Here is a 14,449-nt window from a genome sequence, read left to right as displayed (position 1 = left end):
TCATGAAGGACGAACCGAGCCTGATCCGGCTTGCCCGCGCAAGCGGCGATGCCACCTTGCCGCAGCCCGTCGACCTCGGCGCGCGCGTGCGCGACCTGAGGCGTGCGCGCGACTGGACGCTGGAACAGGCGGCGGGTCAGGCGGGGTTGGCGCGCTCAACGCTCTCCAAGATCGAGAACGGACAGATGTCGCCGACCTACGAGGCGCTGAAGAAGCTGGCGCAGGGGCTGGGGATCACCGTGCCACAGCTGTTCACGCCACCGACGGATCCGCGCGTCAACGGCAGGATGGCGGTGACCCGCACCGGCGAGGGGCAAGCGCATGCAACCGCCACCTACGAGCATGAGCTCTTGGCCGGTGCGCTGACGCGCAAGACGATGCTGCCCTACCGCGCCCGTATCCGCGCCCGCAGCTTCGAGGAATTCGATGGCTGGGTGCGCCATGACGGCGAGGAATTCCTTTATGTCCTGACCGGCGTGGTGCGGCTGATGACGGAGTTCTATGCCCCCGTCGATCTCAGGCGCGGCGACAGCGCCTACTACGACGCGTCGATGGGGCACAACGTGATCTCGTTGTCCGAGGATGACGCAACGATCCTCTGGGTAACCTCGCTTGTCTGAGGGGCGGTTGCGGCTTGTGTCTTACCACAAGAGGTTGTGCCCTGCGTCAATCCTGCTACAATAAGAAAAAACATCAAAACGAAACCATGAGAGCAGTCCCATGAAACACATTTTCGCGGCCGCGGCCGTTTCCCTGTCTCTGGTCGCTTCCCCGGCATTGGCCGATGGCACCTTCATGCTGGGCGGCACGATGACCTTCGGAGCCGGTCAACAGCCCAATTTCGGTGTCTCGGCACGGATTTTGGAAAACAACAGGACCGATGAAAGCACGCTGGGCGCAGGCGTGACCTATTACCTCGGTACGGGCGATCTGGGGGTCGATGTCTTTGCAGGCTACATCTTCGATCGTGGCGTGTTCGGATTCGGCTATGATCTGGTGCAAGGTGCCCCTGTCATGAGCCTCGGGCTCGCCAATACCGAAGACTGAGGCCGGTCAGCTGAACATCGCCCGCAGATCGACGCTGCCCGTCTGGCCGATCTGCCCCAGATGAGCCTCGAGAAAGCCGGACGCCGCCGTGCGTCCGGCCTCGAAGAGCTGGTGAAGGACTGACGGCACCGGCACGATCTTGGTCGCCACGGACAATTGCCCCATCAGCGCGTCATCCGCGATCATATGGATCAAGACCCGCTTCATCTGCCCCTCGTCCATGCGCCCTTCAGCGATCAGCCGCTGCACGAAGTCGATGGCGCGCAATTCACGCAGCAGCGAGGCGTTGAAACTGATCTCGTTGATCCGGTTCTGGATCTCGCGCGCCGTCGTCGGCACCGCGTCGCGGAGCAGCGGGTTGATGTTGATCACCACGATGTCGCGCGGCAGATCGGGCGCGAAGAGCGGGAACAGCGCCGGGTTGCCGGTATAGCCGCCGTCCCAATAGGCCTCCAGCCGCCCGGTGGTCTTGTCCTCGATCTCGACCGCGCGGAACAGCGTCGGCAGGCAAGCCGAAGCCATGATCGCGGCGGGCGTGATGTCATCGCCCTCGAAAACGCGGATCTTGCCGGTGCGCACATTGGTGGCGCAAATCGCCAGCGCAGGGCCGCTGCGCGCGCAGACCCTGTCGTAGCGGAACCGCGCCACGATCCGTTCCAGCGGGTTGCGGTAGAAAGGTCCCGAGGCATAGGGGCTGACCATCCGGCCAAGGCTGTCGCCCAGTGCGAAGGGCAGCGAGGCCTCGATGGCCGCGCTGACGGCGGCGGGCGGCACAAGGCCCAGCCAAGGGGCCAGCCTTTCGTCCGTCACGGCCCCCACCTGTTCCCAGAGCCAAGCCAGATTGTCGCGCGCGGCCTCACGCCCGCCCGACAAAAGCCCCGCCTTGACCGCCGCCCCGTTCAGCGCCCCCGCCGAGGTGCCCGACATGCCAGCGATCTCGATCCCGGGTTCCTCCAGCAGCCGGTCCAGCGCCCCCCAGGTAAAGGCGCCATGCGCGCCGCCGCCTTGCAGGGCGAGATTGATCCGCTTTACGCCCATCGGCCGATCCACTTTCTCTGTTTCGAAAATATCCCGGGGGTGGCGCGGCCCAGAGGGCCGCGACGGGGGCAGAGCCCCCTACATCGCCGTCCAGCCGCCATCGACGCTGATCGTGGTGCCGGTCACCTGTGCCGCCGCCTCGGAACACAAGAACACCGCCGTGCCGCCCAACTGCTCCACCGTGGCGAATTCGCGCGACGGTTGGCGCGCCAGCATCACCTCGCGCACCACCGTGTCACGGTCCATGTTGTGGGTCTTCATCTGGTCGGGGATCTGCGCCTCGACCAGCGGCGTCAACACATAGCCCGGGCAGATCGCATTTGCCGTGATCGACTGGCCCGCACATTCCAGCGCCGTCACCTTTGTCAGCCCGACAATGCCATGCTTGGCCGCGACATAGGCCGATTTGTAGGGGCTGGCGGTCAGGCCATGGGCCGAGGCCACGTTGATGACCCGGCCCCAGCCTGCCTTGCGCATCAGGGGCAGGGCTACGGCCGTGGTGTGAAAGGCCGAGGACAGGTTGATGGCGAGGATCGCATCCCATTTCTCGACCGGAAATTCGTCGATGCACGCGACATGCTGGATGCCCGCGTTGTTGACCAGGATATCGCAGGCCCCGGCCTCTTCGATCAGGGCGCGGCACTCGTCGCCCTTGGACATGTCGGCCTTGATGTAGCGGGCCGTGACACCGCAGACGCGCGCGATCTCTGCGGCAAGTGCGTGGTCTTCCTTGCGGTCGGTGAAGGAATTCAACACGACATTCGCCCCCGCCTTGGCCAGTTCCCGCGCGATGCCGAGGCCGATGCCCGAATTCGATCCGGTGATAACCGCGGTCTTGCCGGACAGGTCTGTTGTGATCGCCATGGGTCTGCTCCTCGTCGCATGTCTGCGCGAGCAGACTAATGCTGCACCTGCGAGATGAACAGGGGCAGCGGGGTGCGATTCTGCCAAAAAAAACGCCGGCACGAAGCCGGCGTTCAGTTATTGAGGCAGGTTTCATACAGGCAAGAAACCTATCGAGCAGTGACACCTTTATAAGCAATGGGTTGGGCCTTGTCCAACCGAAAAGTTTGAAAAGAAAATCCGCCGCAGGTAGCGTGAGGCCAATGAAAATTGAGGCAGCGGGGATTGTCAGCAGATGCACACGAAATGTTTCCACCACGCAAGTCGGGCTCTGGCCGCCTTGGTGCTGTCGGTCGGGCTGACCGGGGCAGGTATGGCGCAACCCATGCCCGCAATCGCAATGTATGGGGAACCAGCGCTGCCGCCCGACTTCACCCATCTGCCCTATGCCAACCCCGACGCGCCCACCGGCGGGCGTGTCGTAACGGGCGAGGTGGGCAGTTTCGACAGTCTCAATCCGCATATCCGGGCAGGCTCGGTGCCGTGGCAGCTGCGGCTTCTGGCCTACGAATCGCTCATGGGGCGGTCCTGGGATGAACCCTTCACGCTCTACGGCCTTTTGGCCGAATCGGTCGAAGTCGCGCCCGATCATGCCTGGGTCGAGTTCACCCTCCGCCCCGAGGCGCGATTCTCGGATGGCAGCCCGGTCACCGTCGCCGATGTCATCTGGTCGATGGAAACCCTCGGCACCGTTGGTCACCCGCGCTATCTGGGCGCATGGACCCGTGTGTCCGGCATCGAGGCCACGGGCGAACGCTCTGTCCGCATCAGCTTTTCCGATCCCGACCGCGAACTTGCGATGATCATGGGCCTGCGCCCGATCTTACAGGCCGCGCAGTGGGAGGGGCGCGATTTCACCCAGTCCGGGCTCGACGTGATCCCCATCGCCAGCGCGCCTTATGTCGTCGATCGGTTCGAGGCCGGGCGCTTCGTCACCTTGCGCCGCAATCCCGAGTACTGGGGCGCCGACCTTCCGTTCCGGCGCGGCACGAACGTGATCGACGAGGTACGTATGGAATTCTTCGCCGACGGCACCGCGATGACGGAGGCCTTCACCTCGGGCCTTCTGACGGTGATGCGCGAGACCTCGGCGCAGGCTTGGGCTACGAATTACGATTTCCCCCGCGTGCGCTCAGGCGACATCGTGCTGTCCGAGGTGCCGCATCAACGCCCCTCGGGCATGACTGGTTTCGTGATGAACACGCGCCAGCCCGGATTTTCCGACTGGCGGGTGCGCGAGGCGATGATCCGGGCCTTTCCGGCCGAATTCATCAACCAGACGCTCAATGGCGGGGTGGACCCGCGCATCACCTCCTATTTCGCCAACTCACCACTTGCGATGCTGCCCGGCCAGGCCGAGGGGCGCGTCGCCGAGTTTCTCGCACCTTTCGCGGCCGACCTGCTGCCCGGCACGCTCGAGGGCTATGAGATGCCCGTCTCGGACGGCACGGAACGCAACCGCGCGGGCATCGTGGCGGCCCTGGCCGCGATGGAGGAGGCAGGCTTTACCGTGCAGAACGGCGTGATGACGACGCCCGACGGCGCGCCCTTCACCTTCGAGATCTTGCTGCAGACCGGATCGTCTGAGAACGAGGCGATCGTGAACATCTACACCGAGGCGCTGGCGCGTTTGGGCATCTTCGTCGAGGTGGCCCGTGTGGATGCGGCACAATTCCGCGAGCGGCGCGACACCTTCGATTTCGACATGATCTATGAGCGCTACGGCCTCTCGCTCAGCCCCGGAAACGAGCAGTACAGCTATTGGGGCTGCGACATGGTCGATGTCACCGGGTCGCGCAACCTGATGGGGGCCTGTCATCCGGCGATCGAGGCGATGATCGACAGGATGCTCAATTCCGAGAGCCAGGAGGATTATGTGGCTGCCGTGCGCGCGCTGGATCGGGTGCTGACGGCAGAGCGCTATGTCGTGCCCTTCTGGCACAATCCCGTCAGCCGTATCGCCCATGATGCAAGACACCGCTTTCCGGACACCATCCCGATCTACGGCGATTTCATCGGCTGGCATCCCGATGTCTGGTGGGTCCAAGACTGACAAGACCGCGCAGTGGTCTTGATCGGGAAGGGGGCGGTGCACAGGTGAAACAGACACCTTGCCGCCCCGGCGGCGCAACCTGCACGAGGCTCATGCTCCATATCGACATCCCAACCCCGACCGAAATCGCATCCCTGACTACCGCGCGCAGCGCCGCCAGCGTCAGTCTTTATGTGGCCACCACGCCCGAGACCCAGCATATCGCCGCCGCGCGCACAAAGCTGGGCCAGTTGCTGAAACAGGCCGAAACCATGCTGGAAGAGGCAGGCGTCGAGAAACGCACGATCTGGCCGATCACGGAACAGGTCCACGACCTGATGGATGACGACATGTTCTGGGCGCATCAGGCCCATAGTCTGGCGGTCTTCGTGACGCCCGACCGGATCGTGACGCACCGCCTGCCCAACGCGCTCAACGACATGGTCGAGGTCTCGGACCGGTTTTTTCTCAAGCCGCTGCTGCGTTCGGTCACGGTCCCGCAACATGCCTTCGTGCTGGCGCTGGCCGAAGATGAGGTGCGCCTGATCGAGGTGACGGCCGAGGCGCCGGGCCATGACGTGCCCGTGCCCGGCATGCCGCGCGACGCAGCCTCGGCGGTCGGCACGGCGTCGGTGAATTCGCGCAGCTATTCGGGCCGCGTCGGCGGCGGCGAGGGGCAGAAATTGCGCTTGCGGCAATATTGCCGCCAGATCGACGCGGCGCTGCGCCCGATCCTCTCGGGCCGGGTGGAGCCACTGATCATTGCCGCCACCGAACCTATGGCGGCGATCTTCCGCGGGGTCTGCAGCTATGACCATCTGGCCAAGCGTTCGATTGACGGCAGCCCGGTGCGCATCAGCGCCGCTGATCTGGGGGCCTCCGCCCGTTCTGTGATGGATGCCCGCCAACGCGACGAGGTAGACCGCCTCAAGGCGCTCTATGCCACGCGGGAGGCGCAGGGCCGTGCGACCACGCAACTGGCCGAGGCCGCGCGCGCCGCGACCTTCGGCGCCGTCGATACGCTGCTGGTCGACATGGATGTTATGGTGCCCGGTCTGATCGACGAGGACACCGGCGCAATCCAGTTCCACGACAGCGCCGATGCCACCAACTACGGCGTGACCGACGAGATCGCCTCACGCGTGCTGGCTGGTGGCGGGACGGTGCTGGCGCTGCGCCGTGCCGATATTCCCGAAGGCGGCGATCTGGCCGCGATTTTGCGCTACCCGATCTGACAGGCTCACAGGGGCGAGGGTCCAAAAGCGGCCTTTGCACCTGTCGCTCCCGGACGCGACAGCCCTGACCCGCGTCCCGCCAATGGCGGCACGACGATTGGCGGGCAGGAGTGGGCATGCGCTACGCGACAGGCGTGTGGCTGGTGGTGACGGCGGCGGTGCTTTGGTCGCTTCAGGGCCTGATCTTTCGCCAGATCGAGGCCGCAAGCCCATGGGCCATCTTGTTCTGGCGCTCGCTCGGCATGGCGCCGGTCATCCTTGCCTTTGTCTTGTGGCGCGGCGGCGGGTCCATTGGGCCGCGTCTGCGCGGGATTGGATGGGCCGGGGTGGCAGGCGCGTTGGGGCTGGTGATGGCCTTTGGCGGCGCCGTCTATGCCTTTCAAAGCACGACCGTCGCCAATGCGGTCTTTCTCTTTGCGGCCACCCCGTTCCTGACGGCCATGCTGGCTTGGGCCGTACTTCGCGAACGGGTGTCGGCGCGCACATGGGGGTCCATCGCGCTGGCCATGGTGGGCATCTTCGTGATGGTCCGCGGCGGTCTGGAGGGGGGCGCGCTGCCGGGCAATATCGCCGCGCTCTGCAGTGCCGCGGGCTTTGCCGTTTTTACCGTTACGCTGCGCCGCCGTGGCGTGACGGACCCCATGCCTGCGGTCTTGCTTGGGGCAGTCTTTGCGACCTTCGCCGGAGCCCTCGCCACTTGGGGCTTTGGCGAAACGCTGGCAGTGCCGCGCGCCGATGCGCTCTGGGCGCTGGGGATGGGGGCGGTCACCTTGTCTGGCGGCATGGTGCTTTACACGCTTGGCAGCCGCGTGGTTCCCGCCGCCGACCTGACGCTGCTGATGACGATCGAGGTGATGCTCTCGCCGCTGCTGGTCTGGGTGTTTCTGGGCGAGACCGCCCGCCAGACGACCCTTCTGGGCGGCGTCTTCGTTATGGCGGCTATCGTGATCACGGCGCGGGCAGGCACGCGGCGCTCGGTTGCGCCAGCCTGATGCGGGCCAAACACATGACCGAACACACATGGGCGGCCCCGAAGGACCGCCCGGCACTCGCTACGAAAGCAACAACGTCCAAAAGCTGAAGTTTTTAGGCCATGACCCTGTCATTTTGGCAATTGATGCAGGTCGCGGCGCCTATTCCGCCGCATCGGCCAGCTTGTCGGGGGTCTTTGCGGTGCTGTCGCCATTGGGATAGACCAGCCCGGCCGAAATGATCAGCTTGGCCGCATCCTCGACGGCCATGTCGAGGATGATGACATCCTTGCGCGGGATGAATAGCAAGAAACCCGAGGTCGGGTTGGGCGTGGTCGGCATGAAGATCGAAACAACATCCTCGTCGGTGCGGGCCTGAATTTCGCCTTTTGCGTTGGTCGAGATGAAAGCGATGGCCCAGATGCCCTTGCGCGGGTATTCGACCAGACAGGCCTTGTCGAAATTCTGCTCGCCTTGCTTCAGCACCGTTTCCACGATCTGCTTCAGCCCCGAATAGAGAGAGCGGATCAGCGGAATCGACAGCACGAGGCTTTCGGCCCAACGGATCAAGGACCGCCCGATCAGCCCCTTGGCGACCCATCCGATCAGCATGGTGAAGACAAGGAATGTGACGACCCCGATGCCGCGGATATCAACCTCGAACCCGGTATACTGCCGGATCAGCACCGCCGGGTTGTAGGCTTGCGGGATGAAGGGCAACACCCAGCTGTCGATCCAGCCGAACAGCGACCAGATCAGCCAGATCGTGATGCCGATAGGCGCGATGACGATCAGCCCGGTCAGGAAATTCGACCTGATCGAGGCGAAAAATCCGCGTCGCGGCGGAGGGGGCGATTCGGGCAGTTGCATGGGTACTGTAATTTAACCAAACGGGGCAGGGCGCAGTCGCACGCCCCTATGCCGGCGCAATGTAGGCGCTGTATCCGAACCGCACAAGCACACCGCGCGCATCAGACTGTCCGTTCGGCCAGTGCCGCGGCGATGCGTGCGGCCAGCCGGGCATTGTTGAGCACAAGGGCAATATTGGCCTCCAGCGTGCGGCCTTGCGTCAATTCGTAAAGCCGCTGCAACAAGTAGGGCGTGACCGCCTTTCCGCTGATCCCGTGCGCCTCCGCGTCGCGCTGCGCTTGCGCGATGAGAGGCGCAAGGACCGCCGCCGGGATCTCGGCCTCGGGTGGGATCGGGTTGGCCACCAGCTGCCCGCCCGGCAGACCCAGCGCCGCCCGCATCCGATGGGCGGCCGCGATCGTTGCGGGCTCGTCCATACGCAAGGGCGCGGTCAGCCCGCTGTCGCGGCTCCAGAACGCGGGAAAGGCCATCTGCCCCACCGTGATCACCGGCACGCCCAGCGTTTCGAGATATTCCAGCGTCTTGGGCAGATCGAGGATCGCCTTGGCGCCTGCCGCCACCACCGTCACAGGCGTCTGCGCCAATTCCTGGAGGTCGGCGGATATGTCGAAACTCGTCTCGGCGCCGCGATGAACGCCGCCGATGCCACCGGTCGCAAAGACGTCGATCCCCGCAAGATGGGCGCAGATCATGGTCGCCGACACAGTTGTGGCCCCGGTTTCGCCCCGCGCGATGCAGGCCGCCAGATCAGCCCGGCTCAGCTTGGCCACATGACGCGCCCGGGCCAGCCCCTCCAGAGCGCCTGCCTCAAGCCCCACACGGATGACGCCGTCGATCACGGCGATCGTGGCAGGGGTCGCGCCCGCGCGCCGGGTCTCGGCCTCGACCGCCGTCGCGGTCTCGAGGTTGCGGGGGTAGGGCATGCCATGGGTGATGATGGTCGATTCCAGCGCCACCACCGGGCTGCCATCGGCAAGCGCGTTTGCGACCTCGTCGGACAGGCGCAGGGGCAGGGCGGTCATCCGGTCTCTCCCGAAACATAGGTGGCTGCGGCATTGACAGCGGCCTGCAGCGCCTCGGCCCGGGCCGCGCCCGCCAGTTCTGCCGCGATATGGGCCGCCATGAAGGTATCGCCCGCGCCTGTGATGCGCCGTGCCTCGACCGGCGGGGGAACCGCGCTCAGCGTGCCGGTCGCGGCCATATCGACCGCCATCTCGGCGCCCGCAGTCACCAAAACCCGGCGCGCGCCTGCGGCCACCAGCGCCTCGGCGGCGGCAGCGGCATTGGCGGGGCGCGTGCCGGTCAGGATGCCGGCCTCCTCACGGTTCACATAAAGCGTCGCGCGCGGATGCTCGAGCAGCGGGCGCAACCGCGCGGCCTTCCCCGGCGAGGCGGGCGCCACACGCAGATCGGCAGCGGCAAAGAGCGGGCTTTGCGCGATTTCGGCCAGCAGCTCTTCGGTCAGGTTGCCATCGAGCGCGACCGGCCCGCGCCAGGGCGCCTCGGCAGAACCCAGCCTGCCATCGGCCAGCGGCAGAAGGATGCGCGCGCCCGCCGCCTCCAGCGAATGGGCATCGGCGAGGGCGGCAACCAGCGTGCCTTGCGCCTCGATCGCCATATAGTGATCGGTGGGCAGGCTTGCGTCGATCAGCAGCGTGCCGCAATCGAGCCCCATCGCCTCGCAGGCCGCCACCAGATCGCGCCCCGCGACGTCATCGCCCACGACCGACAGAAGCGCCGGTGTCAGCCCGAAGCGCCTGAGCGTCATGGCGATGTTGAGCGCCACACCGCCCGGCACTCGCGCGATCCGCCCCGGCTTGTCATTGCCCCGCTCCATCGGCAGATCGGTGCGCCCGATGATGTCCCAAAGGACCGAACCGATGCACAATATGTCAGGTTTCGTCGTCATGGCGCGGGTCTAGCGGTGCTGCGCAAACCCGTCCATCCCGCATCTTTGCTTTCCAGATACTCCGTGGGTCGACAGTGTCGCGCCATTGGTCCGAGAGACAATGGCAACGAAAGGGCGGGGGGCAGAGCCCCCTCCACAGCCCACCATGGGGCAGGGGGCTTGCATCCCCCGAGAAACCGCACTAAGCGCACGCACACTTCACAGGCGGAGGCGGGCCTTCGGGGGAGACATCCCCGAAACGTCCACCGGTTGCGGCACATGCCGTGAAACCTCCGCCCAGGCGCAAACCGGAAAGGATCCATTTGCATGGCGCTTCCTGAATTCTCGATGCGTCAGCTTCTCGAAGCTGGCGTGCATTACGGCCACCAGACCCAGCGCTGGAACCCGCGCATGGCCCCGTATATCTACGGTGACCGTAACGGCATCCACATCATCGACCTGACGCAGACCGTCGACCTGCTCGAGCAGGCGCTTCAGGTCGTGCGCGACACGGTGGCCAAGGGCGGCCGCATTCTGTTCGTCGGCACCAAGCGTCAGGCGCAAAAGCCCGTCGCCGACGCGGCCGAGCGTTGCGCGCAATACTACATGAACCACCGCTGGCTCGGCGGCACGCTGACCAACTGGAAAACCGTCTCGAACTCGATCCAGCGTCTCAAGCAGATCGACGAACAGATGGGCCATGGCCTTGAAGGTCTGACCAAGAAGGAACGCCTCGGCATGGAGCGGGACCAGGTCAAGCTGCAGGCTTCGCTCGGCGGCATCCGCGAGATGGGCGGCCTGCCTGACCTTTTGTTCGTCATCGACGTCAACAAGGAAGACCTCGCCATTCTCGAAGCGAAAAAGCTGGGCATCCCGGTGGTGGCCGTGGTCGACACCAACTGCCCGCCCGAGGGCGTCGATTACATCATCCCCGGCAATGACGACGCGGCACGTGCCATCGCGCTTTACTGCGATCTGGTCAGCCGCGCGGCGCTGGACGGCATGAGCGCGCAGATGCGCACCGCCGGTGTCGACATCGGCGCCTTCGAGGATGTCGCCGTCGAAGAAGCGCTGGTCGATGAGGCCATCGCCGAGGAACCGGCCACCGAGACGACCGAGGGCTGAAGCCCGCTGTCATCGAATTGATACGCGCGCGAGGCTCAATGCCTTGCGCGCATCCCGTGATATCAGGAGAGAATCCATGGCGATTACCGCTGCAATGGTGAAAGAACTGCGCGAGACCACCGGCGCAGGCATGATGGATGCCAAGAAGGCGCTGACCGAGACGGACGGCGATTTCGAGGCTGCCATCGACTGGCTGCGCACCAAGGGTCTGGCCAAGGCCGCCAAGAAATCCGGCCGCACCGCCGCCGAGGGTCTTGTGGCCGTCGCGGTCGAAGGGGCTGTTGGCGTCGCGGTCGAGGTGAATTCCGAGACCGATTTCGTCGCCAAGAACGCGGATTTCCAGTCCATGGTGTCGGGCATCGCGGATGCGGCATTGAAATCCGCCGATCTCGATGCGCTGCTGGCCGCCGACATGGGCGGAAAGTCGGTCGCGGACTTGGTCACCGAAAAGATCACCACAATCGGCGAGAACATGGGCGTGCGCCGCATGGCCAAGCTGTCGGGCGACACCGTCGTGTCCTATGTCCACAACGCCGCCAAGGCCGGGATGGGCAAGATCGGTGTTCTGGTTGCCATCACCGGTGGAGACGAGGCTTTTGCCAAGCAGGTCGCGATGCATGTCGCCGCCGTGAACCCGGCTGCCCTGAACGAGGATGCCGTGGACCCCGCACTGGTGGAAAAAGAGCGCAAGATCCAGATCGAGATCGCGCGCGAGTCGGGCAAGCCCGAAGCCGTGATCGAAAAGATGATCGACGGCCGGATGAAGAAATTCCTCGCCGACATCACGCTGGTCAACCAGGCTTTCGTCATCAACCCCGACCTGACGGTCGGCGCCGCCGCCAAGGAAGCGGGCGTCACGATCACCGGTTTCGTCCGGCTGGAAGTGGGCGAAGGCATCGAGAAGGAAAAGGAAAACTTCGCCGAGGAAGTGGCCAAGGCCGCCAAGGGCTGAGATCCTTCGAACCAGATGCTGCGATCATGAGGGCAGGGGGCAACCCCTGCCTTTTTCTTGCCCGGCACGGCCACCGAACCGGTCCCTACGAAAAAAATCCTGACCCCGCGACCTCATCGGACGTCACCCGCGAGGGATCCACGCTTAACACGCTCAAAATTTCGCGGCTCTTCGGCGCGCATTCATACGACTTTGCCGTGTCGCTGACGCTCCACACCCCGCGGATCCTCAGGGGGCGGGGTGGTTGCGGCCAGTGCCATGGACCTTGCAGCGAGACGACCGCGAATTTGCCTTGTCCGATCAGGCTGTGAATGCGGTGTTGCACGCGGATTACCGTCATGCGCTGGAGTTTGTTCTGGCGCTCAAGGCCATCGGGATCGAGGTGATGGGGGTCGAGGCGCCGCGCTTCTTTGCCCATGCCCCGTATCTCGAACACAAGCGGTTCGACGTCTGCCTCGAGATCGACAGCCGGTGCCGCCTATGGACGCCACGCCATGACAGAAATCCTGACGCTTGCCAAATTGATGGACGCCTGAGCCCTCCATGCGCAAACAAGCGGCGTTGCCCCGGGACAGGACAACGCCGCCTCATCAGGCCGGACGCAGGGACATGGGGATAGCACGCCGACCCGATTTCCAGACCCGTGCCGCGGCGTAATCGCGCCCCGACACGTGCCTTTCCGGTTGCCCGGAAGGGGATCTCAGGGGCGGGACTAAACCGCTTTGATCCCCGGCGTTCCCGGCAAAATCGCCGTCACTCTTGGAACACCCAGACTGTGCCGCGAAGGAGGCGCGGGGGAAACGGTGGGAATCCTTACCTCAGGGAAACCGGGTCCGGTCAGCGGCTCTGGCCGACCGTTCCCGCCATGTGCAACGGAGCGCCCGGTTGCGCGGCAGGAGTGGCCTCGATACGGAAGATCTGGTTCAGGATCGACGCCTTGCGCACCGCCTGAGCGGTCGTCTCCACGCCCAGGGCATCGCGCGCGCCCCGCAGGTGTTTCTCCACGGTCGCCACGTTGCGCTCGAGAATCATGGCGATGTCCTGCATCGTCTTGCCGTCGGCCACCAGTTCCAGCACCTCGGCCTGTCGCGGCGTCAGCAGCGTGCGCTGACCGGTGGCGGGCAGTTGCAGGATGCACAGATGGGCGACGTGGTTGATCGTCTCGATATCGGCACCGTGCTCAGTCCAGATCGCATCGGCATCCGCTTGCGTCAGATCACGGCGCACGGCCATGCCGATCCCGGCATTGGCGTTCTTTATGCCCATGGGAAAACTGATCGTGTAGCCCGCCAGAATGCCGTGGCGTTCGTTCAGCGCGCGCATGGCGCGCTCGCCTTCGGTCATTGGCTGGTTGGCCATTTCGGCATAGACGCGGTGCCACGAGGCGCTGCCGGTGTTCTTGATCGCCCACCGCATCATCATTCCGTCGCGGAACATGCCGCCTGTCACATAGGCGTCGATGTAATCGGTCGGCATGTTGGTCAGAAGCAACGCATCCTCGGGGTTGTCATAAAGACCGGCGCCGCGAAAGGCGTTGAAGGCGTAGAACAGCCGGTCAAATCCGAACTCGGCCATGACGGCTGTGTGATGGGCCCAGAGATCCTCGACCGAGGTCATCTTGAGATAGGGGCGCAAGCGTTTCATGCCGTATCTCCGCGCAGATGTCCGTGAAGCGCGCTCAGCGCGAGCGGGTAGCCGCGCGCGCCGAACCCTTGGATCACGCCGATGCAGACTGGTGCGATCAGCGAGACATGGCGAAACGCCTCGCGGGCATGGGTGTTTGACAGGTGCAACTCTACCACCGGCAGCGCGCAGGCGGTGATCGCGTCGCGCAGCGCGACCGAGGTATGGGTGTAGGCGCCGGCGTTCAGCACCACGCCCGCCATCATGCCGCGCGCGGCATGCAGGTGGTCGACCAGCGCGCCTTCATGGTTGGATTGCGCGCAACTGACGGCAAGACCCAGCGTCTTGCCATGCGCGATGCAAGCCGCCTCGATGTCGGGCAGGGTCGTGTGCCCGTAGATCGATGGCTCCCGCGTGCCAAGCAGGTTCAGGTTCGGGCCGTTCAGGACCAGAATGTTCATGTGCTATCCCCTTGGAGATCACTATACGCCGCTTTGCGGGTTGGGAAAGAGGCGAGAACAGCGATGCGTCAAGCACTTGTAGACTGTGGCGCTTCCTTGGAGCTTTTGTTTCGAACCGTTGTGCAACTCTGGTGCGGGCAATGCATTTTGACGATATCACAATGCTTTGGCAGCTGTGCTTGATGTAAAATTACAGGCTGCGCGGATGTGTGATCTGGCGCAGCATCTGCAGTCCGTTCATCAATTTATTTAACATAATCTTGATTACAGGATAAATGGACCAAGCTCGGTCAACCACCCCGCG

15 protein-coding genes are annotated in these 14,449 nt (G+C 64.6%); 7 read left to right on the top strand and 8 right to left on the bottom strand.

The window, feature by feature from the left end:
* Nucleotides 1-2 precede the first annotated feature (2 nt).
* Nucleotides 3-620, top strand: coding sequence for a helix-turn-helix domain-containing protein (locus tag C7455_RS02860; RefSeq protein ID WP_109665213.1), 618 nt, complete (start codon nt 3-5; stop codon nt 618-620).
* 100 nt (nt 621-720) lie between these two features.
* The gene (locus tag C7455_RS02855; RefSeq protein WP_109665210.1) at nt 721-1,047 is read left to right on the top strand and encodes a hypothetical protein; all 327 of its coding nucleotides are present in this window, start codon (nt 721-723) and stop codon (nt 1,045-1,047) included.
* 6 nt (nt 1,048-1,053) lie between these two features.
* Here the strand turns inward: C7455_RS02855 and C7455_RS02850 are convergent, their stop codons facing one another.
* Together C7455_RS02850 and C7455_RS02845 are read right to left on the bottom strand one after the other, a co-directional pair.
* On the bottom strand, nt 1,054-2,085 hold the full coding sequence (locus C7455_RS02850) for a patatin-like phospholipase family protein (protein WP_109665206.1): 1,032 nt from the start codon (nt 2,083-2,085) through the stop codon (nt 1,054-1,056).
* Nucleotides 2,086-2,163: 78 nt separating this feature from the next.
* Nucleotides 2,164-2,949 carry a 3-hydroxybutyrate dehydrogenase gene (locus C7455_RS02845; protein ID WP_109665203.1) on the bottom strand — a complete coding sequence of 262 codons (786 nt, stop codon included), beginning with the start codon at nt 2,947-2,949 and terminating at the stop codon, nt 2,164-2,166.
* Nucleotides 2,950-3,223: 274 nt separating this feature from the next.
* On the opposite strand from C7455_RS02845, the gene C7455_RS02840 reads away from it, so the two are divergent.
* The 3 genes from C7455_RS02840 to C7455_RS02830 all read left to right on the top strand — a co-directional run bounded on the left by C7455_RS02840 (nt 3,224) and on the right by C7455_RS02830 (nt 7,247).
* Nucleotides 3,224-5,041, top strand: coding sequence for an extracellular solute-binding protein (locus C7455_RS02840; RefSeq protein WP_109665200.1), 1,818 nt, complete (start codon nt 3,224-3,226; stop codon nt 5,039-5,041).
* A gap of 92 nt (nt 5,042-5,133) precedes the next feature.
* Complete coding sequence (locus C7455_RS02835) at nt 5,134-6,255, top strand: baeRF11 domain-containing protein (protein ID WP_109665197.1); 1,122 nt, start codon at nt 5,134-5,136, stop codon at nt 6,253-6,255.
* 116 nt (nt 6,256-6,371) lie between these two features.
* The gene (locus C7455_RS02830; protein WP_109665194.1) at nt 6,372-7,247 is read left to right on the top strand and encodes a DMT family transporter; all 876 of its coding nucleotides are present in this window, start codon (nt 6,372-6,374) and stop codon (nt 7,245-7,247) included.
* A gap of 141 nt (nt 7,248-7,388) precedes the next feature.
* Here C7455_RS02830 and C7455_RS02825 read toward each other — a convergent pair whose 3' ends face one another.
* The 3 genes from C7455_RS02825 to C7455_RS02815 all read right to left on the bottom strand — a co-directional run bounded on the left by C7455_RS02825 (nt 7,389) and on the right by C7455_RS02815 (nt 10,005).
* The gene (locus tag C7455_RS02825) at nt 7,389-8,096 is read right to left on the bottom strand and encodes a DUF502 domain-containing protein (RefSeq protein WP_109665192.1); all 708 of its coding nucleotides are present in this window, start codon (nt 8,094-8,096) and stop codon (nt 7,389-7,391) included.
* A gap of 101 nt (nt 8,097-8,197) precedes the next feature.
* Nucleotides 8,198-9,118 carry a pseudouridine-5'-phosphate glycosidase gene (locus C7455_RS02820; protein ID WP_109665189.1) on the bottom strand — a complete coding sequence of 307 codons (921 nt, stop codon included), beginning with the start codon at nt 9,116-9,118 and terminating at the stop codon, nt 8,198-8,200.
* The gene (locus C7455_RS02815; protein ID WP_109665186.1) at nt 9,115-10,005 is read right to left on the bottom strand and encodes a PfkB family carbohydrate kinase; all 891 of its coding nucleotides are present in this window, start codon (nt 10,003-10,005) and stop codon (nt 9,115-9,117) included. The genes C7455_RS02820 and C7455_RS02815 overlap by 4 nt, the downstream gene beginning before the upstream one ends.
* 306 nt (nt 10,006-10,311) lie before the next feature.
* On the opposite strand from C7455_RS02815, the gene rpsB reads away from it, so the two are divergent.
* Complete coding sequence (gene rpsB, locus C7455_RS02810; protein WP_109665183.1) at nt 10,312-11,109, top strand: 30S ribosomal protein S2; 798 nt, start codon at nt 10,312-10,314, stop codon at nt 11,107-11,109.
* Between the two features lie 76 nt (nt 11,110-11,185).
* Nucleotides 11,186-12,061, top strand: a complete 876-nt coding sequence (tsf, locus tag C7455_RS02805) for a translation elongation factor Ts (protein WP_109665180.1) — start codon at nt 11,186-11,188, stop codon at nt 12,059-12,061.
* Nucleotides 12,062-12,146: 85 nt separating this feature from the next.
* Here the strand turns inward: tsf and C7455_RS02800 are convergent, their stop codons facing one another.
* The 3 genes from C7455_RS02800 to aroQ all read right to left on the bottom strand — a co-directional run bounded on the left by C7455_RS02800 (nt 12,147) and on the right by aroQ (nt 14,145).
* A complete protein-coding gene (locus C7455_RS02800) occupies nt 12,147-12,479 on the bottom strand; it encodes a hypothetical protein (protein WP_109665177.1) in 333 nt (110 codons plus the stop codon).
* Between the two features lie 419 nt (nt 12,480-12,898).
* A complete protein-coding gene (locus C7455_RS02795; RefSeq protein WP_109665175.1) occupies nt 12,899-13,705 on the bottom strand; it encodes a helix-turn-helix transcriptional regulator in 807 nt (268 codons plus the stop codon).
* The gene (gene aroQ / locus C7455_RS02790) at nt 13,702-14,145 is read right to left on the bottom strand and encodes a type II 3-dehydroquinate dehydratase (RefSeq protein ID WP_109665172.1); all 444 of its coding nucleotides are present in this window, start codon (nt 14,143-14,145) and stop codon (nt 13,702-13,704) included. The genes C7455_RS02795 and aroQ overlap by 4 nt, the downstream gene beginning before the upstream one ends.
* Between the last annotated feature and the right edge of the window lie 304 nt (nt 14,146-14,449).

Source organism: Roseicyclus mahoneyensis (genome assembly GCF_003148775.1).
GTDB classification, from domain to species: domain Bacteria; phylum Pseudomonadota; class Alphaproteobacteria; order Rhodobacterales; family Rhodobacteraceae; genus Roseicyclus; species Roseicyclus mahoneyensis.
This window is presented reverse-complemented; position numbering and strand designations above follow the sequence as displayed.

Coding starts and splice junctions, on each gene's coding strand:
- C7455_RS02860 (WP_109665213.1), top strand. CDS start 3: ATGAAGGACGAACCGAGCCTGATCCGGCTTGCCCGCGCAAGCGGCGAT.
- C7455_RS02855 (WP_109665210.1), top strand. CDS start 721: ATGAAACACATTTTCGCGGCCGCGGCCGTTTCCCTGTCTCTGGTCGCT.
- C7455_RS02850 (WP_109665206.1), bottom strand. CDS start 2,085: ATGGGCGTAAAGCGGATCAATCTCGCCCTGCAAGGCGGCGGCGCGCAT.
- C7455_RS02845 (WP_109665203.1), bottom strand. CDS start 2,949: ATGGCGATCACAACAGACCTGTCCGGCAAGACCGCGGTTATCACCGGA.
- C7455_RS02840 (WP_109665200.1), top strand. CDS start 3,224: ATGCACACGAAATGTTTCCACCACGCAAGTCGGGCTCTGGCCGCCTTG.
- C7455_RS02835 (WP_109665197.1), top strand. CDS start 5,134: ATGCTCCATATCGACATCCCAACCCCGACCGAAATCGCATCCCTGACT.
- C7455_RS02830 (WP_109665194.1), top strand. CDS start 6,372: ATGCGCTACGCGACAGGCGTGTGGCTGGTGGTGACGGCGGCGGTGCTT.
- C7455_RS02825 (WP_109665192.1), bottom strand. CDS start 8,096: ATGCAACTGCCCGAATCGCCCCCTCCGCCGCGACGCGGATTTTTCGCC.
- C7455_RS02820 (WP_109665189.1), bottom strand. CDS start 9,118: ATGACCGCCCTGCCCCTGCGCCTGTCCGACGAGGTCGCAAACGCGCTT.
- C7455_RS02815 (WP_109665186.1), bottom strand. CDS start 10,005: ATGACGACGAAACCTGACATATTGTGCATCGGTTCGGTCCTTTGGGAC.
- rpsB (WP_109665183.1), top strand. CDS start 10,312: ATGGCGCTTCCTGAATTCTCGATGCGTCAGCTTCTCGAAGCTGGCGTG.
- tsf (WP_109665180.1), top strand. CDS start 11,186: ATGGCGATTACCGCTGCAATGGTGAAAGAACTGCGCGAGACCACCGGC.
- C7455_RS02800 (WP_109665177.1), bottom strand. CDS start 12,479: ATGGGCAAAGAAGCGCGGCGCCTCGACCCCCATCACCTCGATCCCGAT.
- C7455_RS02795 (WP_109665175.1), bottom strand. CDS start 13,705: ATGAAACGCTTGCGCCCCTATCTCAAGATGACCTCGGTCGAGGATCTC.
- aroQ (WP_109665172.1), bottom strand. CDS start 14,145: ATGAACATTCTGGTCCTGAACGGCCCGAACCTGAACCTGCTTGGCACG.